We start from the raw sequence: 22046 nt of genomic DNA, 5'->3' as shown, positions 1-22046 counted from the left end.
CGCGGCGCTGCGGTCACAGCGCCGAAATTACCTCAAATCGATGACGGCTAGCTACAGGACAGCGAACGTGCCTTGTGCTTTTGCGACCAGTTTGTCGCCTTGCATCACGTCGGCCTCGACCACCAGCGTGCGGCGGCCCGGATGGATCACCCGCGCCGTGCACATCACCTCGCCGTCGGCGACGGCGCGGATGTAGTTGATCTTGCACTCGATGGTCGCGCTCTGCTGGTCAAAGCCGTGGGTGCTGGAACAGGCCAGCCCCATGGCAATGTCCACCAGGCTGAACAAGGCCCCGCCGTGCAGCTTGTTGGCGCGATTGCGCAGTTGCGGCTCAAGCGCCAGGGCGACTTGCGCCACCCCGGTTTCCAGGCTGTGCAAACGGCAGCCCAGCAGCTTGAAAAATGCGCTTTCGGTGTACCCGGCAGGAATGTCCATCAACGCTTCTTCAGCTGTTTGGCGTTGGCGAACAGCGACGCCATGGCGTTGTTGCTCGGCGCGGCGGCCGTGGTTTCCTTGCGCGCAGCGGTGTTCTGGGATTGGCGTGGCGCCGAGCCAGGACGCGCACCACGGGCGCCGTCGATTTTCTCGCCCGGGGTGTCGCTCATCCGCATCGACAGGCCCACGCGTTTACGCGGGATGTCGACTTCCATGACCTTCACTTTCACCACGTCACCGGCCTTCACCGCTTCGCGAGGATCCTTGATGAACTTCTCCGAAAGCGCGGAGATGTGCACCAAGCCGTCCTGATGCACGCCGATATCGACGAAGGCACCGAAGTTGGTCACGTTGGTCACCACGCCTTCGAGGATCATGCCCAGTTGCAGGTCCTTGAGGTCTTCGACGCCTTCCTGGAACTCGGCGGTCTTGAACTCGGGGCGCGGGTCGCGGCCGGGCTTATCCAGTTCCTGAAGGATGTCGGTGACCGTTGGCAGACCAAAGGTTTCGTCGGTGAACTTCTTCGGATCAAGGCGCTTGAGGAAACCGCTGTCGCCGATCAGTGAGCGAATATCGCGATCGGTCTCGGCGGCGATACGCTGCACGAGTGGATAGGCTTCCGGGTGCACCGCAGAGGCGTCCAGCGGGTTGTCGCCGTTCATCACGCGCAGGAATCCGGCCGCCTGTTCGAAGGTTTTTTCGCCTAGACGTGCGACTTTCTTCAGCGCAGCGCGGGTCTTGAACGCACCGTGCTCGTCGCGGTGGCTGACGATGTTCTGCGCCAGGGTTGCGTTGAGGCCGGAAATCCGTGCCAGCAGCGCCACGGAAGCGGTGTTCACGTCGACGCCAACGGCGTTCACGCAGTCCTCGACCACTGCATCCAGGCCACGGGCCAGTTTCAGTTGCGACACGTCGTGCTGGTACTGGCCGACGCCGATGGATTTCGGATCGATCTTCACCAGCTCAGCCAGCGGATCCTGCAGCCGACGAGCAATCGACACGGCACCACGGATCGACACGTCGAGGTCCGGGAACTCCTTGGAGGCCAGTTCCGACGCCGAGTAAACCGATGCACCAGCCTCGGAGACCATGACTTTGGTCATCTTCATCGCTGGATATTTTTTGATCAGCTCGGCGGCGAGCTTGTCGGTCTCGCGGCTGGCGGTACCGTTGCCGATGGCGATCAGGTCCACCGAGTGCTTGGCGCACAGGGCGGCGAGCACGGCGATGGTCTGGTCCCACTTGTTGTGCGGTACGTGCGGGTAAACCGTGGCGTGATCCAGCAGCTTGCCCGTGGAATCAACCACCGCCACCTTGCAGCCGGTGCGCAGGCCTGGGTCGAGACCCAACGTGGCGCGCGGGCCGGCCGGGGCCGACAACAGCAGGTCGTGCAGGTTGTGGGCGAACACGTTGATCGCCTCGGTTTCCGCACCGTCGCGCAGCTCGCCCAGCAGGTCGGTTTCCAGATGGGTGTAGAGCTTGACCTTCCAGGTCCAGCGCACCACTTCGCCCAGCCATTTATCGGCGGCGCGGTTCTGGTTCTGGATGCCGAACTGCTGGCCGATCATGCCCTCGCACGGGTGCATGGTGCCCGGCAGTTCATCGCCAACTTTCAGTGCGGAGCTGAGGATGCCTTCGTTGCGGCCACGGAAAATCGCCAGTGCGCGGTGCGACGGCATGCTTTTGAGTGGTTCGTCGTGTTCGAAGTAGTCGCGGAACTTGGCGCCTTCCTCTTCCTTGCCGGCAATCACGCGGGCACTGAGGGTGGCTTCCTGTTTCAGGTAATTGCGCAGCTTGTCCAGGAGGCCGGCGTCTTCGGCGAAGCGCTCCATGAGAATGTACTTGGCGCCTTCGAGGGCGGCCTTCACATCGGCCACGCCTTTTTCGGCGTCGATGAAGCGGGCGGCTTCGGTTTCCGGGCTCAGGGTCGGGTCGTTGAACAGACCGTCAGCCAACTCGCCGAGGCCGGCTTCCAGCGCGATCTGGCCCTTGGTGCGGCGCTTCTGCTTGTACGGCAGGTACAAGTCTTCGAGGCGGGTCTTGGTGTCGGCGAGCTTGATGTCGCGTTCCAGCTGCGGGGTCAGCTTGCCTTGCTCTGTAATGCTGGCAAGGATGCTGATGCGCCGTTCGTCGAGTTCTCGCAGGTAGCGCAGACGCTCTTCCAGATGACGCAGTTGGGTATCATCGAGGCTGCCGGTCACTTCTTTCCGGTAACGGGCGATGAAGGGAACGGTAGAACCTTCATCGAGTAGCGCGACGGCCGCTTCGACCTGTTGTGGGCGTACACCGAGTTCCTCGGCGATGCGGCTGTTGATGCTGTCCATAAAACCACCTGACAAATTGTGAAAGCAGGCTCGCAGGCGCAACGATGAGGCCTTGGCGAGTCTGGTTGAGCGGCCTGGCCTGCGCCGCTACCTGGATCAAAGGTATCCCGTTGACCCGTGAAATCGAACAATTACTGCCGGCGCCATGAAAATAAAAAGCGGCTTGCCGGCGTAACGATCAGACGTTGCCTGACACAAAAGGCCGCGCATTATAACCAGCGTTGCCTCCTTCGGGGGGTATCGCAGGTTGTAGGCATAATCCCCGGATTCCTGGCGGTGAAGGAAAAATCTGCTAACAATGCACACGGTACGTATAACGGCAGCTACGCCATAATGCGCGCCGAGATCAAAGGAGCATCCAATGAGCAGCACTGCAAACAATGCTGAAGGCGAAAAAATTCTTATTGTTGACGACGATCCGGGCCTCAGCAGCCTGCTGGAGCGTTTTTTCGTCAGCAAGGGCTACCGCGCCCGCGCCGTACCGAACACTGAACAAATGGACCGCCTGCTGGCGCGTGAGGTGTTCAACCTGGTCGTTCTCGACCTGATGCTGCCTGGCGAAGACGGCCTGACCGCCTGTCGCCGCCTGCGTGGCGCAAACAACCAGATTCCAATCATCATGCTGACCGCCAAGGGCGATGAGCTGAGCCGGATCAAGGGCCTTGAACTGGGCGCCGACGATTACCTGGCCAAGCCGTTCAACCCGGACGAGCTGATGGCCCGCGTAAAAGCCGTGCTGCGTCGTCAGTCGGCTCCAGTGCCTGGCGCACCAGGCAGCGAAGACGAAAGCGTGACCTTCGGTGACTATGAGCTGTCCCTGGCCACCCGCGAACTCAAGCGTGGTGAAGAAGTGCACATGCTCACCACCGGCGAATTCGCGGTGCTCAAGGCGTTGGTGATGAACGCCCGTCAGCCACTGACCCGGGACAAACTGATGAACTTGGCCCGTGGTCGTGAGTGGGATGCCCTGGAGCGCTCCATCGACGTGCAGATTTCCCGTCTGCGCCGGATGATCGAACCCGATCCGTCCAAGCCGCGTTACATCCAGACAGTCTGGGGTGTGGGCTACGTATTTGTTCCGGATGGCGCCGCCACCAAGTGAACGGCGATTTGTAGGCGCGGGTTTGCGCGGGTAAAGGGCCAGATGGCCTTGCCCGCAGACTCGCGGCCGGCAATGTGCGAGCATCGCTCGCTCCTGCACGTGTTTAACGGTTACCCATGAAAACCCCGGTTTGGTTCCCCCAGAGTTTCTTCTCCCGCACCCTTTGGCTGGTGCTGATCGTTGTCCTGTTTTCCAAGGCGCTGACCCTGGTTTATCTGCTGATGAACGAAGACGTGCTGGTGGACCGCCAATACAGCCATGGCGTCGCCCTGACGCTGCGCGCCTACTGGGCGGCCGATGAAAACAATCGCGAAAAGATCGCCGAAGCCGCGACCCTGATCCGGGTGGTGGGCGCCGGTGTGCCTGAGGGCGAACAACACTGGCCCTACAGCGAGATTTATCAGCGGCAAATGCAAGCCGAACTGGGGGCCGATACCGAGGTGCGCTTGCGCATGCACTCGCCACCGGCGCTGTGGGTCAGGGCACCCAGCCTGGGCGATGGCTGGCTGAAAGTGCCACTGTATCCGCACCCGTTGCGTGGCCAGAAAATCTGGAATGTGCTCGGCTGGTTTCTCGCCATCGGCCTGCTGTCCACCGCCTCGGCGTGGATCTTCGTCAGCCAGCTCAACCAACCCCTCAAGCGCCTGGTGTATGCCGCGCGGCAACTCGGCCAGGGGCGCAGCGTGCGCTTGCCGATCAGTGATACACCGAGTGAAATGACCGAGGTCTATCGCGCCTTCAACCAGATGGCCGAAGACGTCGAGCAGGCCGGCCGCGAACGCGAGCTGATGCTGGCCGGGGTTTCCCATGACCTGCGCACGCCGTTGACCCGGTTGCGCCTGTCGCTGGAACTGATGGGCGACCATAACGACCTGACGGACGCCATGGTGCGCGATATCGAGGACATGGACGCCATTCTCGATCAGTTCCTGGCGTTCATTCGCGATGGGCGTGACGAGTCGGTGGAGGAGGTGGACCTGAGCGATCTCGTCCGTGAAGTCGCCGCGCCGTACAACCAGAACGAAGAAAAGGTGCGCTTGCGTCTCGAGCCCATTCAACCGTTCCCGTTGCGACGGGTGTCGATGAAACGGCTGTTGAACAATCTGATTGGCAACGCGTTGAATCACGCGGGCAGCGGGGTTGAAGTGGCGGCGTATGTGTCTGGGGATACCAGTGCGCCTTATGTCGTCCTGAGTGTCATGGACCGTGGTGCCGGGATAGATCCCTCGGAGCTGGAAGCGATTTTCAACCCGTTCACCCGAGGCGACCGCGCCCGGGGGGGCAAGGGCACGGGGTTGGGTTTGGCGATCGTTAAGCGGATTGCTTCGATGCATGGCGGCAATGTTGAGTTGCGCAACCGTTCTGGTGGTGGGCTGGAAGCGCGGGTACGCTTGCCATTGGGGCTGATGTTGCCGCGGGATGCGGTGTAGGAACCGGTAGCTTCGCTGGGGCTGATGGCCCCTTCGCGGGCAAGCCCGCTCCCACAGTGATCTGGGGTGTATCCAAAATCCGTATTCACTGGAGGTCCCTGTGGGAGCGGGCTTGCCCGCGAAGGCGGCTTCCTTGCCACCACAAGATTCGGGTTTAACCCTTCCCTTTGGTCCGCGTCATGTTCGGCCCGCCATTCTTCTCCAGGTGCTCGATGATGATCCCCGCCACGTTCTTGCTGGTAGTGGTCTCGATCCCTTCCAGGCCTGGCGACGAGTTCACCTCCATTACCAGTGGCCCGTGATTGGAACGCAGGATATCCACCCCTGCCACGGCCAACCCCATGACCTTCGCCGCGCGCAATGCCGTCATGCGTTCTTCCGGGGTGATCTTGATCAGGCTGGCGCTGCCACCGCGATGCAGGTTGGAGCGAAACTCCCCGGGTTTGGCCTGGCGCTTCATGGCGGCAATGACTTTGTCACCCACCACGAAGCAGCGAATGTCTGCGCCGCCAGCCTCCTTGATGTACTCCTGAACCATGATGTTCTGCTTGAGGCCCATGAATGCCTCGATCACCGACTCCGCCGCCGTGGCGGTTTCGCACAGCACCACGCCGATACCCTGGGTGCCTTCCAGCACCTTGATCACCAGGGGGGCACCGTTGACCATTTCGATCAGGTCGGGAATATCGTCCGGCGAGTGTGCAAAGCCTGTGACCGGCAAACCGATGCCCCGACGTGAGAGCAATTGCAGAGAGCGCAGTTTGTCCCGCGAGCGAGCAATGGCCACCGATTCGTTGAGCGGAAAAACCCCCATCATTTCGAACTGGCGCAACACCGCGCAGCCATAAAAAGTGACCGAAGCACCGATTCGCGGGATCACCGCGTCGAAGCCTTCCAGTGGCTTGCCGCGGTAGTGGATCTGCGGCTTGTGACTGGCAATGTTCATGTAGGCGCGCAGGGTATCGACCACCACCATTTCATGGCCGCGTTCGGTACCGGCTTCGACCAGGCGGCGGGTGGAATACAGACGCGGGTTACGCGACAGCACAGCGATCTTCATGCAACACCTGTGGAGGAGGTAGATACCGGGAACACCGGCTTGTCTTGTACATATTTGATACCTGGATTGACGACCAACTGGCCATCAATCAGGGCTTTGGAACCGAGTAGCAGTCGATAACGCATGGATTTGCGGCAGGCGAGTGTGAACTCGACCCGCCACACCCGATCGCCGAGGGCCAGGGTGGTGCTGATCACGTATCGCACCTGCGCATGACCGTTGGAGCTCTTAATGGTTTTTCTCGTCACCAGGGGTGCTTCGCAGCGGCGGTGACGCAGCTGCACCACCGTGCCCAGGTGCGCGGTAAAGCGCACCCACTGCTCACCGTCGCGGTCGAAGGTCTCGATGTCGGTGGCATGCAGGCTGGAGGTGCTGGCACCGGTGTCGATTTTTGCCCGAAGGCCCGCGACTCCCAAATCCGGGAGCGCCACCCACTCGCGCAGACCGACAACGGTCAAATGGTCAAATGTCTTCAAAGTTGCTCAACCGGTAGAAACCGCTCTGGCCGCAAGCGGCCGAATTCGCGGTATTCACGCAGAATAATGGTTAAAAGGCGACAGATATCTACGGCCCGGATTTCCAGGTTCTGGAATGTCTGCATTGTAATCCGAGACGGCGTAATTCTTGGTACGAGAGAAACGGTAGTACAGTTCATCAATATTTCAGAACGAGGAAATCCCATGGCACAAAAAAACGACGAGGATGACAAAGTCCGGCTGGATAAATGGTTGTGGGCGGCGCGTTTCTACAAAACCCGTGCCTTGGCCAAGGCGGCGATCGAAAGCGGCAAGGTTCACTGCCGGGGTGAACGCTGCAAACCCGGAAAGGAGCCGCGCATTGGCGATGAATTCGTGATTCGCACCGGTTTCGAGGAGCGCACGGTGGTGGTCCAGGCGCTGTCGATCGTGCGCCGTGGCGCTCCCGAAGCACAGATGCTGTATGCCGAAACCGAAGCCAGCATCGCCAAGCGCGAAAATGCCGCGGCCGAGCGCAAGGCCGGTGCCTTGGGCGTGAGCACCGATGGCAAACCGAGCAAGAAACAGCGGCGGGATCTGTTCAAGTTTCGTGGCAGCAGCAACGAATAATTGGCCGGGCCACCGATCGCGCCAATCAGGCCAGGACTTGCAATTGCGCCTGTGCGTAGCCATATGAGGTAATTAGTCTGCCGTGCATGTGCCATTCGTCGTAAAGCGCGCACAGCCACCGGTCTTCAGGCCGCAACCCGGCAGCCATACGCTATAGCCAAGGCGTAACCTCGTTCTGTAACCACTTTTTGTCACCAATTCAGATACCAGACATATGACCGACTTACCGGATAACGACTTCACCCAACGCTTCATCTTCGATGACAGCGACACCCGTGGCGAGATGGTTTCGCTGGAACTCAGCTACGCTGAAGTCCTGGCCAAACACGCCTATCCGGAGCCGGTTGCGCAACTGCTCGGCGAACTGATGGCGGCTGCGGCGTTGCTGGTCGGCACCTTGAAGTTCGATGGCCTGCTGATCCTCCAGGCCCGCTCCGAAGGCCCTATTCCGTTGCTGATGATCGAGTGCTCCAGCGAGCGCGACATCCGTGGCCTGGCCCGTTACGAGGCTGACCGGATCGCCCCCGATGCCACCCTGGCCGACCTGATGCCCGATGGCTCGCTGACATTGACTATCGACCCCAAGCAGGGCCAGCGCTACCAGGGTGTCGTCGATCTGGACGGCGAAACCTTGTCCGATTGCTTCACCAATTACTTCGTCATGTCTCAGCAGATCGGTACCCGCATCAAACTCTGCGCCGACGGTCGCCGTGCCCGTGGCCTGTTGCTGCAGCAGTTGCCCGCCGATCGCCTGAAAGACGAAGAAGAACGCGCCGCCAGCTGGCAACACCTCACTGCGCTGGCTACCACCCTGACGGCTGATGAGCTGCTGGGCCTGGACAACGAAACCGTGCTCCATCGTCTCTATCACGAAGAACAGGTTCGTCTGTTCGATGTGCAGAGACTGCGCTTCCGTTGCAGCTGCTCGCGTGAACGTTCAGCCAATGCGCTGGTCAGTCTGGGTATGGAAGATGCGCAAAATCTGGTACTCGAACACGGTGGTAACATCGAGATCGATTGCCAGTTCTGTAATCAGCAGTACCTGTTCGACGCCGCCGATGTCACCCAATTGTTCGCCGGAGCGGGTGTCGAGACGCCGTCAGATACCCGGCACTAAAACGGTTCAGCGCAGGTAAATTCACTGGAAAGTACCGCAATAGCGCCGTTACGACGGGAGGGCCCTACTCTTTTTGGGCTTTTCTGGCATAATCCGGCCCACTTTTTTCGCGGTAGTAGTGCACGACTTTCTACTACAAAACGTTTGGAGCACTCGGCCACTGGCCGACGGGGAACCTCATGACGCAAGCCAATAACGCCGTGTACACCGATCTGAGTGTTGATGATCTGGTTAAAGAAGCCCTCAACCGCGGTGAAGGCGAGCTTGCCGATACCGGCGCACTGGTTGTTCGTACCGGTCACCGTACCGGCCGTTCGCCAGTCGATCGTTTCATCGTTGATGAGCCGACCACCACAGGCGCCATCGCCTGGGGCCCGATCAACCGCAAGTTCCCGGCCGACAAGTTCGATGCCCTGTGGGACCGCGTCGAGGCGTTCAATAACGCGCAAGAGCACTTCGTTTCCCACGTGCATGTAGGTGCCGCTTCCGAGCACTACCTGGCCGTGAAGATGACCACCCAGACTGCCTGGCAGAACCTGTTCGGCCGTTGCCTGTTCATCAACCCGGCCCAGTACAACCCGGCTGGCCGTGACGAATGGCAAGTACTCAACGTTGCCAACTTCGAGTGTGTTCCAGAGCGCGACGGCACCAACTCCGACGGTTGCGTGATCATCAACTTCGCGCAGAAGAAAGTGTTGATCGCGGGCATGCGTTACGCCGGCGAAATGAAGAAAGCCATGTTCTCGGTGCAGAACTTCCTGCTGCCGGCTGCCGACGTACTGCCAATGCACTGCGCTGCCAACATCGGCGAAGAAGGCGACGTGACCCTGTTCTTCGGTCTGTCCGGCACTGGCAAGACCACCCTGTCCGCCGACGAAAGCCGTTACCTGATCGGTGACGACGAACACGGCTGGGGCGAGGGCGTCGTGTTCAACATCGAAGGCGGTTGCTATGCCAAGTGCATCGACCTGTCCGAGAAGAACGAGCCGGTCATCTGGAAAGCCATCAAGCACGGCGCGGTCCTGGAAAACGTCGTTATCGACGACGCCAAGCACGCCGATTACGCCGATGTCAGCCTGACCCAGAACAGCCGCGCCGCCTACCCGCTGGAGCACGTTGCCAAGCGTTCCGAGAAGAACCTCGGTGGCGAGCCGAACGCTGTGATCTTCCTGACCTGCGACCTGACCGGCGTACTGCCGCCAGTGTCGATCCTCAACGAAGAACAAGCGGCCTACCACTTCCTGTCCGGCTACACCGCTTTGGTGGGCTCGACCGAAATGGGTTCGGGCAGCGGCATCAAGTCGACCTTCTCCACCTGCTTCGGCGCACCGTTCTTCCCGCGTCCGGCTGGCGAATACGCAGAGCTGCTGATCAAGCGCATCCGTGGCTTCGGCTCCAAGGTTTACCTGGTCAACACCGGCTGGACCGGCGGTGGCTACGGCGTCGGCAAACGCTTCAACATCCCGACCACCCGCGCGGTGATCGCAGCGATCCAGAGCGGCGCGCTGATCGGTACCGCAACCGAGCACCTGGACACCATCAACCTCGACGTGCCACTGGCCGTACCGGGCGTTGAGACTGGCCTGCTGAACCCACGCAACACCTGGGCCGACAAAGCCGCCTACGACGAAGCCGCCAAAGCACTGGCCGGCCTGTTCATCGAGAACTTCAAGAAGTTCGAAGTGAGCGACGCGATCAAGGCGGCGGGTCCAAAGCTGTAAGTGTTGGTTTGAAGCCATGAAAAAGCCGCCCTTCGAGGCGGCTTTTTTGTGCGCGGCGCTTCAGGTTTTCAGATGCAGGACAAACGCCCCGACCAACACCAACACAACCCCTGCCACCTGCACCTTACCTAGGCGCTCCTTGAAAAACACATACCCCAGAATCGCCGCAATCCCGCCTGACAATGTACTGATCACCGTCACCACCGAAACCGATCCCGCCACCGCACCCCAGGCAAAGGATGAAAAGCCGCCGAGATTCATCAGGCTGGCACCGGTCAGTGTCAGGCAATTTTTTAGCGGCGGGAGTTTCAGGCCGTCGTCGATCCTGAGCACGATGCCCACCAGCACGATCAGCCCGACAAGATATGCGAGCCAGAGCATCGTCACCGGCCCCAGCACAGGCAGCACGAAGCGACCTTGCAACCAGAAACTGGTGCCGTAGAACACCGCCGCCAGCAGCGCATAGGCAATGGAGCTGCTTGCCTGTGTAGTGTGTGGCACCTTTGGGTCGGAATGAATGCTGGAGAGGACCACGCCTATGACGCAGAGCGCGATGCACAGCAACTGCAGCAGGCTGATCTGCTCACCGCCAGCCCAGGACAACAATGTGGTCACTACGCCGTAGGAGGTCACCAGCGGCGCCACAATGGAGGCTTTACCCAGGGCGAAGGCCTTGGACAAGGCCAGCGCACCAGACACGGTCAGCACAGCGGCAGCGACACCGATCAACCAGACATCAAGCGGTGCGGCCATGGATTTGAGAATGAACACCGGGGAGGCGATCAACAGCAGGCTCATGATGGTAAAGCCCAGCGCCTGACCGAAATACACGGCACGCTTGACGCCAACCGCACGGGCGTTCAAACCCACCAGAAAATCCGTACCACCCCACAGCAAGGCGGCCAACAAGCCCATCAATACGTCCACGCAATTTCCTTATTGTTATGCGCCGCGGACGCGCTACAGGCCTTCGAGCTCCCGGGTGTCCCAGCGTTGAGCCTTGATTGCTCGGTAGAGCATGCCGATGGTCAATGGTTCCTTGACGCCGCGACCCTTGGCTTTGCGTTTGAGAAATACATCGTAGCCTTCAGGGTGGAAATAGCGATAACTGTCGTAATCCACGAAATCGATGGCGAAGTGCTCTTCCAGGGTTTCGATCAAATGTTGTGCATCGACACCGTTGCAGTTCAGGTCGAAATTGATCGAGGTGTTGAGGCTGATGGTTTTGCGTTCGGGGAGGCCGAGTTCTTCGTGTAGTAGCTGGATGAGCAGGTAGAGGGTGGGGTCGTCGGGGAGGTTGGGGGCGAGGTTCATTACGAGGTGTCCGGGTGGGCTTGGACAGATTTTATTGGTCGTTGGACTAGAGGGGAAGGATGGGTACCGACGTTCATCCCGCAGAATCCCGTTCATCAGTTGTACGCTTTCCATTAGCTCATCAAAAAATCTGCTCATGGCTATCTCCAGCGTTCGATGACTTTGTTTCCCATCGGAGCAAATATTGCTACTTGATCGCTCCTGCGCAGTGCGTGGGAGCGATCTGAAGTAAACGTTAGATCGGTGCTTTCCAGTTGAGCATGCGTTGCTGGGCGACTTTGAGCAGGTCGCAGCCGTCCTGGGTCAGCAGGTAGAGAGCGTGGGTGATGTGGGGGATGTCTTCGATGTCGCCGTCATGGAAGCTTTGGCAGTGCAGGGTTTGGAGGAGCTCGCTGGAAGCTCTAATGCGCTGGAGGGCGGCGTCGAGGATGTCTTGGGGGTTGGCTTCTGTATCGATGACTAGCGGTATGGTGTCGGTGAGGTTGGTGTGAAGCGGGAGGTAGCGTTCGTTGGTGAACGGGTTCCATTTGTTCATGATGTGCAATCTCTAAAGTGTCAGAAGAAGCCACCGTCATCGTGACCAAGCGATGGGAGGCGGCTGTGTTCAGGTTGGTCAACCGGTGAGATCACACGCTTACCCGGTACGTCCGAAGAAGTCCCAAACACAGCCGCCATAAAGTGTGCTGACACTAAAAAGCGTCGGCAGCATACAACGGGTGTGTGCGTAGATCTAATTCGGGTGACCAAACCCGAGCCGCTGATTTGGCAGCGACAATCCGGACTATAGATGTCAGTCACCCAGCAGCGATATGAGACAAGGGCTCTTCTTTTGTAGGACCGTGCCGAAGCTTTGATAGGGCATTGCTGACGGACTTGTCCACAGTGCGCGCGTTATCGTTCATCGCAATCAGGCTCGCTCCTACACGGGATTGTGGTGTTCTTCAGCTGGTGAGTTTCGTCAACCGTTGCCGGGCGATATCGAGTAGGTCGTTGCCATCCTGGGTCAGCAGGTACAGCGCGTTGACGATGTTGGGGATGTCGCTGGTGTCGGCCTGTTTGAAGCACAGGCAGTACAAGGTTTCCAGCAGGCCGCTGGCGGCGCGGATGCGTTGGCGGGCGGCGTCGAGGATTTCCAGGGGGTCGGCCTCGGTGTCGATCACCAGCACTGGGGTTTCGCTGTTACTGGACTTGAGGCGGTGATAGCGGTCGCTCAGCGGATCGGCGTTGTTCATCGAGGTGGTTCCTGTGCGAAATCGGCAAGTGTGTCCGGCAGGCCGAGACACTTTTTCAGCCGCGCCGAAAACTATAGAAGGGTGCGTGGCCAGGCGACAAGACGGCTTTGATGGACAGGTTTTGTAGGGTATTTATCGCTTTTTGAGGACCGGACTACGCGTTGACGCTGATTTTTGTGCGCGAAACGGTTAGAGGTAAAAAGGCCTACGGGATTGTCAGGTGTTGTTTGGCAAGTCTCGGTAGGCAGGGCATCAGAAGCTGTAGGATTTATCGACATCAACACGCTGTATCATCCCGTATCGTTTTTGCCCCCGACCTTTTCTCGACTCGCTGCGATCGCCGGCTAGGCTTTGCTCATCGCAGCAGTCAACGGAGTGACAGCTTATGCACAACACCCTGGAACAGGTTTTCGGTTATCCACAGTTTCGGCCCGGACAGGAAGCGGTGGTCAGCGCGGTGCTGGCGGGGCGCTCGGCGGCAGCTATTTTCCCCACCGGTTCCGGCAAGTCCCTTTGTTATCAGCTGTCCGCCGTATTGTTACCGCACCTGACGCTGGTGGTCTCGCCATTGCTTGCGTTGATGCAGGATCAGTTGGCGTTCCTGGAGCGACACGGCATTGCCGCGGGCAGTATCGATTCGGCCCAGAGCCGCGATGACGCCAGCGATGTCATGGCCCGGGCCAAGTCCGGCGAACTGAAAATCCTGATGGTTTCCGTGGAGCGCCTGAAGAACGAGCGTTTTCGTAATTTCCTGCAGCAGGTGCCCATCTCGCTGCTGGTGGTGGACGAGGCGCATTGCATTTCGGAATGGGGGCATAACTTTCGCCCGGACTACCTCAAGCTTCCAGACTATCAGCGTCAGTTCAACATCCCCCAGGCGTTATTGCTGACCGCCACCGCCACCCCGAAAGTGATCGTCGACATGCAGGCGAAGTTCGCCATCGAACCTGACGACGTGGTGACCACCGGTTTCTATCGGCCAAACCTCAATCTGTGGGTGGAGCCGGTTCGAGGCCAGAACAAGCGTCGACGCCTGGTGGAATGGATGAGTCAGCGACCCGGCCAGCCGAGCATTGTCTACGTCACCCTGCAGAAAACCGCCGAGCACATTGCCGAGCATCTGCAGCGCAATGGCATTCAGGCCGAGGCTTATCACGCCGGTTTGCCCCACGAGCAGCGCGAAGGCATCCAGAAGCGTTTCATGGGCGGGCAGTCCAATTGCATCGTTGCCACCATCGCCTTCGGCATGGGCATCGACAAGAGCGACATCCGTAACGTGGTGCATTTCGACCTGCCCAAATCCATCGAAAACTACAGCCAGGAAATCGGCCGTGCCGGGCGTGACGGGCAGCCATCGGACTGCCTGGTGCTGGCCAATCGCGACAGCCTCAACGTGCTGGAAAACTTCGTTTACGGCGACACGCCTGAACGGGACGGTATCCGCTACGTGCTCGACGAGATGCAGGCCGCCGCACCCGAGGGGCAATGGGAGTTTCTGCTGGGGCCTCTGGCGGACCAAAGCAACATCCGACAGCTGCCGCTCAAGACCTTGCTGGTTCAGCTGGAGCTTCGTGGCTTGATCGCTCCGCGCTATGCCTACTACGCCGAATACCGGTTCAAGTATCTGCTGGAGCCCGAGGCGTTGTTGGCCCGCTTCGAGGGCGAGCGCAGGGATTTCGTCGCGGCGATCATCCAGACGTCCAGCCGCGCACGTACCTGGGCCACGGTGAATTTCGATGCGCTGTATGAACAGCATCGGGCCGAGCGCAGTCGGGTGGTCAAGGCGCTGGACTATTTCCAGGAAAAGGGCTGGGTCGAGCTTGAAAGCAAGCAGATGACCGAGGTGTACAGCCTGCTGCAAAGCGGTTTCGACAGTGCCGCGTTGAGTGAAGAGCTGCACGCCGGCTTCACTCGGCATGAACAGACCGAGGTTGCGCGGATTCACGCCATGCTGGATCTGTTTGCCACTGATCGCTGCCTCGGCTATCGCCTGGCCGAGTATTTCGGCGACGAAAATGTGCCTCGCCAGTGCGGGCATTGCTCAGTTTGCCACGGGCAGGTGGCGCGGTTGCCTGCACCACCGGTGTTACCGGCGCTTGTGGATAAAAATTTCGATGCGTTGTGTAGCGGTTTTATCCACAGGCATCAACAACACACTGGGGAGGTGCCGTCGGCCGAGCGCGTGACGCGGTTTCTGTGCGGAATCAGTGTGCCGCTGTTTACCAGGCTCAAGGTACGGACGATTTCTGGGTTTGCGGCATTGGAAGATTATCCGTATGCCGAGGTTCGTGGGTGGGCGCAGGCACACCTCTGATCGGCGTCTGGCGGAGCGCATCCATCCGCTGAATGTTGCTCATCACAGGAATAAATTTCAAAAAGGCGTGGCGGCTGACTATGGTGATGGCTGTCTTCGGATCGCCAACAAGAGAACAATCATGAGCCAGACACCGTTCAATATTCAGCGCGCAGCCGTCATCGGCGCGGGCACCATGGGTCGAGGTATCGTCATGTGCCTGGCCAACGCCGGGGTGGCGGTGCAATGGGTCGATAACAATCCGCAGATGCTTGAACAGGCACTGGTCACCGTGGCGGACACCTATGCCCACAGTGTTCGGCAGGAACGCATCGACCAGGTCGAGGCCGACGCCCGCATCGCGCGGGTCACGGCAGCCGCCGATTATGCGGCTATTGCCAATGTCGATCTGGTTATCGAAGCCGTCTATGAGAACCTCGAACTCAAGCAGGCCATTTTCCGCGAACTGGACGGCTTGCTCAAGCCTGAAGCCATTATGGCCAGTAACACCTCGGCACTGGACATCGACGCCATCGCCGCCGTGACTGGCCGTCCACAACAGGTCTTGGGCCTGCACTTCTTCAGCCCGGCGCACATCATGAAACTGCTGGAAATCGTCCGGGGTGCCAAGACCGCACCAGCGGTCATCGATGCTGCATTGGCGCTGGGTAAGCGTATGGGAAAGGTCAGCGTGGTGTCGGGCAATTGCGACGGCTTCATCGGCAATCGCATGCTCAATACTTACGTGCTGGAAGCCCGCAAGATGCTGCTGGAGGGCGCTTATCCCTATCAGGTGGATGCGGCGCTGCAGGGCTTCGGCTTCGCCATGGGGCCATTCCGTATGTTCGATGTGGTTGGCGTCGATCTGCAATGGCGTGCTCGACAACTGTCCGGGGTGGGGCAGGATGCGCCAGAGGTGCAGGTGGATAACCGTCTGTGTGAACAGGGCCGTTTCGGTCAGAAGAGCGGCGACGGTTACTACCACTATGAGCCGGGCAGTCGCCAGGCAGAGCACGACCCGCAGGTGGATGCGCTGGTGCTGGAAGTCAGCGAGGGATTGGGCTTTCATCGCCGCGAGATTAGCCCGGAGGAGATTCTGGAGCGCTGCCTGCTGGCACTGGTCAACGAGGGCGCGAAGATTCTTCAGGAAGGGATCGCCGGATCGGCCCACGACATCGACCTGGTGTACCTCAACGGCTACGGGTTCCCGGCGGACAAGGGCGGGCCGATGGCCTGGGCGGACCAGCAGGGGTTGGCGGATATCCATCAACGCCTGCTGGCGCTGGAGACTCGCCAGGGTGATCACTGGAGCCCGGCGCGATTGATTGGGGATTTGGCGGCGGTGGGCAAGGGGTTTGCTGACAGCTGAGTGATGTGGCGCCTGACATGGCGCCTTCGCGGGCAAGCCTCGCTCCTACAGGAAATGCGATCATCTGTAGGAGCGAGGCTTGCCCGCGAAGAACGATAACCCGGTGTCGCCTCAGATGGCGAGCAAACTCAGGAACCAACGCTGATGCCCCAACGCTCCGAATTCCCGCACTTCCAACCCATCACCACTCGCTGGCACGACAACGATGCCTACGGCCACGTCAACAACGTCACCTATTACAGCTTCTTCGACACAGCGGTGAACACCTACCTGATCGAAGTCGGTGGCTTGGACATCCACGATGGTGAGGTGGTGGGTTTCGTGGTGAGTTCGGCCTGCGATTACTTTGCTTCCATCGCGTTCCCGGATCGGATCGAGATCGGCTTGCGAGTGGGGAAGCTTGGCAACAGCTCGGTGCAGTATGAACTGGCGGTGTTCAAGGTCGGGGAAGATGAGGCGTGTGCCGCCGGACGCTTTGTGCATGTGTTTGTCGACCGGGCGTCGAATCAGCCAGTGGCGATTCCAGCCGGTTTGCGCAGTGCGATGGAGCAACTGCTGGTTTGAAGCAGGCAAAAAAATCGCAGCCCTCGGGCTGCGATTTTTATCTGTCACTTAAACCTTGCCGGTATCAGTGACGATGATGGCGATGCTTACGGTGGCCATAGGCATGACCGCGCCCCGGGTGGCCGTCACGGTAGTAACGACGGTCGTTGTCACGATAGGAACGACGGTGATCATCATCATCATCGTCATCATCAGCTTTGTTGCCCATGTAGTTACCCAGCGCGCCACCGGCACCGCCACCTGCCGCGGAGCCGATCAGGCTGCCAGTGGTGCCGCCCATGCTGCGGCCGACCACGTTACCGCCTGCTGCGCCCAACGCACCACCAATGGCTGCTTCGCCACGGCTGCGTTTGTCTGCGCCGACTGCGCTACCACCCGCGCCGCCCAGGGCCGCGCCGATGGTGGAACCTGTACTGCCGCCAAGCGACTGGCCGACGACCGAGCCCAGAACCCCGCCCAATGCGCCGCCCACACCTGCTTCGGTGGTGCCGCCAGCGGAGGCCATGCCACTGACCAGGCCAAGGGACAACAAGAGAATCGAGGAGAACTTCATGGAGGAACCTCAAGGGGATGACGACGCGATCCTGAGGCTGTGTACTGGGTGTGACAATCGAAATCCGACGAGTAACACGACTTCAGCACATTTCTATAAGTTACTGTTTTATGGGCGGAACTTAATGGTTTTTCGCCGGTCTTTTACTACTTCGGATAGGCCGTTTTCATGAGAAAACGGCCTTTTTTGTGGGTGTTGTAGGCGCTGCCGAAGGCTGCGATCTTTTAATTTTGCTTTAAGCAGACTTCGCCATAATCAACCCTGTCTCACTCGCCGCTTCCAACCGGATCGCCACGAACTTCGACGTTGGCGTATGGCTGCCATCCCCGGTGCTTTCCAGTGGCACCAGCGGATTCACTTCCGGATAGTACGCTGCCGCTTGCCCCGCCGGAATATCAAACGCCAGCAATGTGAAGCCTTTCACCCGACGCACAAGTCCGTCATCCCATATCGACACGATGTCAGCCTTCTGTCCCGGCTTGAAGCCCAGGCGAATGATGTCTGCTTCGTTGACGAACAGCACGTCACGCTGCCCCTTCACTCCGCGATAACGGTCATCAAGGCCATAGATCGTGGTGTTGTACTGATCGTGGGAGCGCATCGATTGCATGATCAGGTCGGGCAACACACCGGTTGCGCGAGTGCGTTCGTGGACCAGGTCCTTGGGCAGCGCGTTAGCGCGGAAATTGGCGCGGCCGGAGGCGGTGTTCCACTTGCGCGCACCGGCGCTGTTGCCCAGGTAGAAGCCGCCTGGGTGCTTGACCCTCTCGTTGAAGTCCTTGAAGCCTGGAATGGTATCGGCAATCAGGTCGCGGATGCGGCCATAGTCGGCCACCAGCCAGTTCCAGTCCACCGGATGGCTGCCCAGGGTCGCTGCGGCGATACCCGCCAGGATCGCCGGTTCCGAGCGCATCTGGTTCGACTGCGGCTGTAACTGGCCATTGGAGGCGTGGACCATGCTGAACGAGTCTTCAACGGTCACCGCTTGCGCGCCTTCGGTCTGGATGTCGATGTCGGTGCGGCCCAGGCACGGCAGGATCAGGGCGTCTTTGCCGTGGGTCAGGTGGCTGCGGTTGAGCTTGGTGCTGATCTGCACGGTCAGGTCGCAGTTGCGCAGGGCCTGAAAGGTGCGCGGGCTGTCCGGGGTGGCTTGGGCGAAATTGCCGCCCAGGCCGATGAAAACCTTGGCCCGACCTTCAGCCATGGCATGAATGGCCTCGACCACGTTGTGGCCGTTTTCGCGCGGCACCTTGAACTGGAAGCGACGTTCCAGGGCATCGAGGAATGCCACGGGTGGCCGTTCGTTGATGCCCATGGTCCGGTCGCCCTGCACGTTGCTGTGGCCCCTCACCGGGCACAGGCCGGCGCCTGGCCGACCGATGTTGCCGCGCAGCAACATCAGGTTGGCGATTTCCTGGATGGTCGCTACCGAATGGCGATGCTGGGTGATGCCCATGGCCCAGCACATGATGACCTTCTTGCCCTTGGCATACATGCGCGCCGCTTGCTCGATTTCCACCAGCGACAGGCCGGACTGCTCGACGATCTGTTGCCATGGGGTTTCGTCGATGGCGGCCAGGTAGTCCAGGACATTGACGCTGTGTTCATTGAGGAAGGCGTGATCGAACACCGCGGGCTCGCCGGCTTTCTGGGCGTCGCGCTCCCATTGCAGCAGGAACTTCGCCATGCCACGCATGATCGCCATGTCGCCGCCCAGTGCAGGGCGCAAGTATGCGGTGTTGGTCGGTTTGTCGCCGTTGGTAAGCATTTCAATCGCGTGTTGCGGGTGCTGGAAGCGCTCCAGGCCACGCTCTTTCAATGGGTTGATGCACACCACTTGGGCGCCGCGTTTCACCGCTTCACGCAACGGTTCGAGCATCCGTGGATGGTTGGTGCCGGGGTTCTGGCCCCAGACGAAAATCGCATCGGCGTGTTCGAAGTCGTCGAAGGTCACGGTGCCTTTGCCGACGCCGACACTTTGTGCCAATGCCACGCCGCTGGCCTCGTGGCACATGTTCGAACAGTCGGGGAAGTTGTTGGTGCCGTAGGCGCGCACGAACAGCTGGTACAAAAAAGCCGCCTCGTTACTGGCCCGGCCCGAGGTGTAGAACTCGGCCTGATTCGGGCTCGACAAGCCGTTCAGGTGTTTGGCGATCAGTGCAAAGGCAGCGTCCCAACTGATCGGCTTGTAGCGATCGGTCTCGGCGTCATAGCTCATTGGCTCGGTCAGCCGACCCTGATACTCAAGCCAGTAGTCGCTTTGCTCCAGCAGCGAAGTAACGCTGTGCCTGGCGAAAAACTTGGCGTCGACGCGGCGTTTGGTCGCTTCCCAGTTCACCGCTTTGGCGCCGTTCTCGCAGAACATCACCATGCCGCCTTCCTTGGAATCGCCCCAGGCGCAACCGGGGCAGTCGAAGCCGCCGTTCTTGTTGGTCTTGAGCATCATGCGCAGGTTTTTCAGCGCGTTGTCGCTGGTCAACCAGGCCTGGGCGACACTGATCAGTGCGCCCCAGCCTCCGGCCGCGCCTTTGTAAGGCTTGTAGCGAGGGACGGGTTTCTGGTCGGCTTGACGGTGTTGACTCACGCTTGGTTCTCCAACGCTGGGCTGTAGACCCGCGGCGCATTTTTTTGTGGCAGATGAATGAGATTGAGATTGTGGCGACGGGCCCATTGCACGGCGAGCCCGGTGGGCGAGGACAGGCTGACCAGGGTCTGGATACCGGCGCGCAAGACTTTCTGGATCAATTCAAGGCTGCATCGACTGGTGACAATCGCCAGCCCGCCAGCCGTCGGAATGTTTTGGCGGACCAAGCCTCCGATCAATTTGTCGAGGGCGTTGTGCCGGCCGATATCTTCGCGACCCAGCAACAGTTGACCTTGGTCGTTCATGAACACGGCCGCGTGCACTGCCCCGCAGTGCTGGCCAAGCGGCTGGAATGCGCCGATGCGCTGGCGTAGGCCCTCGAGCCATTCGGCCGGTGGCAGGGGCGCGCCGGGCAATACCTCGAGCTCGGGTAATGCCTGCTCGACCGCTTCCACGCCGCAAAGCCCGCAACCGCTGGTGCCGGCCAGTTGCCGACGCTGTTGCTTGAGGTTCCAGAATGCGCGATTGGCGATCGTCACTTGCGCGTATTGCGCCGAGCCCGAGCCGCTGAGTTGCAGGTCATAGATGTCCAAGGCGTCCTGGATAATGCCGCTGCCCAGGCTGAAGCCGACGATGAAGTCTTCCAGGTCCGTGGGCGTGACCAGCATCACCGCCTGGCTGATGCCGTTATAGGCAATCGCCAGCGCGACTTCCTCGGCCAGCGCGGTGCTGGCTGACTCCGAGTACTCAAGGTTGCAGTAGCTGTATGTCTGACTGGCGTCGGGCGCAGGCGTTTCGAGGGCAGGCGCCGCGCAGGCTGGGCGCTTGGCGTTCATGGCATCACCGAGGGATTGATCAGCTTTAAGACTAGGCGTGACAACTTGTCACGTCTAATCGCTATTACTGATCTACCGATAGATGCCGTCGATCAAGTGCCGATCAATGATTGTTGATAAATCGCGAAACACGCTTCCGCCAAGGCTGAGCGTGGCGCGCTGCGTCGCATGATCAGCCCCAGCCGGCCGAGGGTCTGGGCGTTTTCGATCGGTTGCAGGCGCAAGTGATCGGTCAGTTTTTCCAGGCCTCCGTCCAGTGGCATCACGGCGCAGCACAAGCCGCCGTGTACAGCTTGTAACAGTTGATGGACGGCATCGGTTTGCAACAAAGGCTGCGGGTTGAGGCCACGGCTATGGAAGTTGTGGTCGATGGACTGGCGAAAGTGCATGCCGCTGGTGAGCATGCCCAGCGGCAATTCGATCAACGATTCCCAGCTCAGCGGCGCTTCGCCGAAGGTAAAGAAACGCTGATCGTAGAGCAGGCCCATGCGGGTTTCACTGAAGGCCAGGGAATCGAAGCGCTCGGCATCCAGGCGTTCGAGGTAGGACACACCGAGGTCCAGGCGATTGTTCGCCAGCTGTTCGAGGATCTGCTCGGAACTCAGCGCCGATAGTTCGAAACGCAGATTCGGGTGTTGCGCATGCAGGCGTTGCAGCAGCGGCAGGGGATCGAAGCTCGACAGCGGCACCACGCCCAGGCGCAAGGTGCCGACCAGGTTGCCGCGACAGGCGGCCGCCTCGGCGTACAAGCCGTCATAGGCCGCCAAAACCGTGCGCGCCCAGGCCAGCACCCTCTCGCCAGGTGCAGTAAAGCCTTCGAAGCGCTGGCCGCGATTGACCAGCGGCAGATCGAGTTCTTCTTCGAGGCTGCGCAGGCGCATGGACAGGGTCGGCTGGGTGATGTGGCAGCGTGCGGCGGCCTGGCCGAAATGGCGTGTTTCGTCCAGAGCGATGAGGAATTTCAGCTGCTTGATGTCCATCTTCGCTCCTGGGTGCGGGAAGGGGTCGATTCTATCGCAAGCGGCGT

General features: G+C 60.0%; 20 protein-coding genes. 8 read left to right on the top strand and 12 right to left on the bottom strand.

Annotated elements, in window-relative coordinates; all coding sequences use genetic code 11:
• Window positions 1-51: 51 nt before the first annotated feature.
• Both ACIO0C_RS13415 and ACIO0C_RS13410 read right to left on the bottom strand, forming a co-directional pair.
• A complete protein-coding gene (locus ACIO0C_RS13415; protein ID WP_020795796.1) occupies window positions 52-435 on the bottom strand; it encodes a PaaI family thioesterase in 384 nt (127 codons plus the stop codon).
• Window positions 435-2759, bottom strand: coding sequence for a Tex family protein (locus ACIO0C_RS13410; RefSeq protein ID WP_401312579.1), 2325 nt, complete (start codon window positions 2757-2759; stop codon window positions 435-437). The genes ACIO0C_RS13415 and ACIO0C_RS13410 overlap by 1 nt, the downstream gene beginning before the upstream one ends.
• 361 nt (window positions 2760-3120) lie before the next feature.
• On the opposite strand from ACIO0C_RS13410, the gene ompR reads away from it, so the two are divergent.
• The gene (gene ompR / locus ACIO0C_RS13405; RefSeq protein ID WP_008057590.1) at window positions 3121-3861 is read left to right on the top strand and encodes a two-component system response regulator OmpR; all 741 of its coding nucleotides are present in this window, start codon (window positions 3121-3123) and stop codon (window positions 3859-3861) included.
• 116 nt (window positions 3862-3977) lie between these two features.
• On the top strand, window positions 3978-5291 hold the full coding sequence (locus ACIO0C_RS13400; protein WP_008057589.1) for an ATP-binding protein: 1314 nt from the start codon (window positions 3978-3980) through the stop codon (window positions 5289-5291).
• A 154-nt stretch (window positions 5292-5445) separates the two neighbouring features.
• Here ACIO0C_RS13400 and rimK read toward each other — a convergent pair whose 3' ends face one another.
• The gene (rimK, locus tag ACIO0C_RS13395; protein ID WP_020795792.1) at window positions 5446-6351 is read right to left on the bottom strand and encodes a 30S ribosomal protein S6--L-glutamate ligase; all 906 of its coding nucleotides are present in this window, start codon (window positions 6349-6351) and stop codon (window positions 5446-5448) included.
• Entirely contained in the window at window positions 6348-6809 is a 462-nt protein-coding gene (locus ACIO0C_RS13390) for an ATP-dependent zinc protease (RefSeq protein WP_173667190.1), read from the bottom strand. Before ACIO0C_RS13390 ends, rimK begins: the two co-directional genes overlap by 4 nt.
• A 222-nt stretch (window positions 6810-7031) precedes the next feature.
• On the opposite strand from ACIO0C_RS13390, the gene ACIO0C_RS13385 reads away from it, so the two are divergent.
• The 3 genes from ACIO0C_RS13385 (at window position 7032) to ACIO0C_RS13375 (ending at window position 10274) form a co-directional block, all read left to right on the top strand.
• The gene (locus ACIO0C_RS13385; protein ID WP_401312574.1) at window positions 7032-7436 is read left to right on the top strand and encodes an RNA-binding S4 domain-containing protein; all 405 of its coding nucleotides are present in this window, start codon (window positions 7032-7034) and stop codon (window positions 7434-7436) included.
• A 214-nt stretch (window positions 7437-7650) separates the two neighbouring features.
• Window positions 7651-8553 (top strand): Hsp33 family molecular chaperone HslO, encoded by a 903-nt coding sequence (gene hslO / locus ACIO0C_RS13380; RefSeq protein WP_401312571.1) that lies wholly within the window; start codon window positions 7651-7653, stop codon window positions 8551-8553.
• A gap of 179 nt (window positions 8554-8732) precedes the next feature.
• Entirely contained in the window at window positions 8733-10274 is a 1542-nt protein-coding gene (locus tag ACIO0C_RS13375; protein ID WP_401312568.1) for a phosphoenolpyruvate carboxykinase, read from the top strand.
• 60 nt (window positions 10275-10334) lie between these two features.
• On the opposite strand, the gene ACIO0C_RS13370 is transcribed toward ACIO0C_RS13375, so the two are convergent.
• The 4 genes from ACIO0C_RS13370 to ACIO0C_RS13355 all read right to left on the bottom strand — a co-directional run bounded on the left by ACIO0C_RS13370 (window position 10335) and on the right by ACIO0C_RS13355 (window position 12820).
• The gene (locus ACIO0C_RS13370) at window positions 10335-11189 is read right to left on the bottom strand and encodes an EamA family transporter (protein WP_401312818.1); all 855 of its coding nucleotides are present in this window, start codon (window positions 11187-11189) and stop codon (window positions 10335-10337) included.
• Between the two features lie 45 nt (window positions 11190-11234).
• Window positions 11235-11588: a DUF1493 family protein gene (locus ACIO0C_RS13365; protein ID WP_401312566.1), complete on the bottom strand. Its 354-nt coding sequence runs from the start codon at window positions 11586-11588 to the stop codon at window positions 11235-11237.
• 235 nt (window positions 11589-11823) lie between these two features.
• The gene (locus tag ACIO0C_RS13360) at window positions 11824-12123 is read right to left on the bottom strand and encodes a hypothetical protein (RefSeq protein WP_401312563.1); all 300 of its coding nucleotides are present in this window, start codon (window positions 12121-12123) and stop codon (window positions 11824-11826) included.
• A 406-nt stretch (window positions 12124-12529) separates the two neighbouring features.
• Complete coding sequence (locus ACIO0C_RS13355; RefSeq protein ID WP_401312560.1) at window positions 12530-12820, bottom strand: hypothetical protein; 291 nt, start codon at window positions 12818-12820, stop codon at window positions 12530-12532.
• Window positions 12821-13205: 385 nt separating this feature from the next.
• Between ACIO0C_RS13355 and ACIO0C_RS13350 the strand changes: the two genes are divergently transcribed.
• From ACIO0C_RS13350 to ACIO0C_RS13340, 3 genes are all read left to right on the top strand, one after another.
• Entirely contained in the window at window positions 13206-15134 is a 1929-nt protein-coding gene (locus ACIO0C_RS13350; protein WP_401312558.1) for an ATP-dependent DNA helicase RecQ, read from the top strand.
• Window positions 15135-15255: 121 nt separating this feature from the next.
• Window positions 15256-16482 carry a 3-hydroxyacyl-CoA dehydrogenase NAD-binding domain-containing protein gene (locus ACIO0C_RS13345; RefSeq protein WP_401312556.1) on the top strand — a complete coding sequence of 409 codons (1227 nt, stop codon included), beginning with the start codon at window positions 15256-15258 and terminating at the stop codon, window positions 16480-16482.
• Between the two features lie 144 nt (window positions 16483-16626).
• Window positions 16627-17046, top strand: a complete 420-nt coding sequence (locus tag ACIO0C_RS13340; RefSeq protein ID WP_401312553.1) for an acyl-CoA thioesterase — start codon at window positions 16627-16629, stop codon at window positions 17044-17046.
• 64 nt (window positions 17047-17110) lie between these two features.
• On the opposite strand, the gene ACIO0C_RS13335 is transcribed toward ACIO0C_RS13340, so the two are convergent.
• The 4 genes from ACIO0C_RS13335 to ACIO0C_RS13320 all read right to left on the bottom strand — a co-directional run bounded on the left by ACIO0C_RS13335 (window position 17111) and on the right by ACIO0C_RS13320 (window position 21999).
• Window positions 17111-17599: a glycine zipper domain-containing protein gene (locus ACIO0C_RS13335; RefSeq protein WP_401312551.1), complete on the bottom strand. Its 489-nt coding sequence runs from the start codon at window positions 17597-17599 to the stop codon at window positions 17111-17113.
• A gap of 235 nt (window positions 17600-17834) precedes the next feature.
• A complete protein-coding gene (locus ACIO0C_RS13330; protein ID WP_401312548.1) occupies window positions 17835-20183 on the bottom strand; it encodes an FdhF/YdeP family oxidoreductase in 2349 nt (782 codons plus the stop codon).
• Window positions 20180-21019 (bottom strand): formate dehydrogenase accessory sulfurtransferase FdhD, encoded by an 840-nt coding sequence (fdhD, locus tag ACIO0C_RS13325; protein ID WP_401312545.1) that lies wholly within the window; start codon window positions 21017-21019, stop codon window positions 20180-20182. The genes ACIO0C_RS13330 and fdhD overlap by 4 nt, the downstream gene beginning before the upstream one ends.
• 92 nt (window positions 21020-21111) lie before the next feature.
• Window positions 21112-21999, bottom strand: coding sequence for a LysR family transcriptional regulator (locus tag ACIO0C_RS13320; RefSeq protein ID WP_401312542.1), 888 nt, complete (start codon window positions 21997-21999; stop codon window positions 21112-21114).
• Window positions 22000-22046 lie beyond the last annotated feature (47 nt).

The sequence above is a fragment of the Pseudomonas sp. NPDC087336 genome, from assembly GCF_044744285.1.
GTDB lineage: Bacteria > Pseudomonadota > Gammaproteobacteria > Pseudomonadales > Pseudomonadaceae > Aquipseudomonas.
The sequence above is the reverse complement of the archived record's forward strand: the minus strand, read 5'-3'. Positions and strand labels throughout refer to the sequence as shown.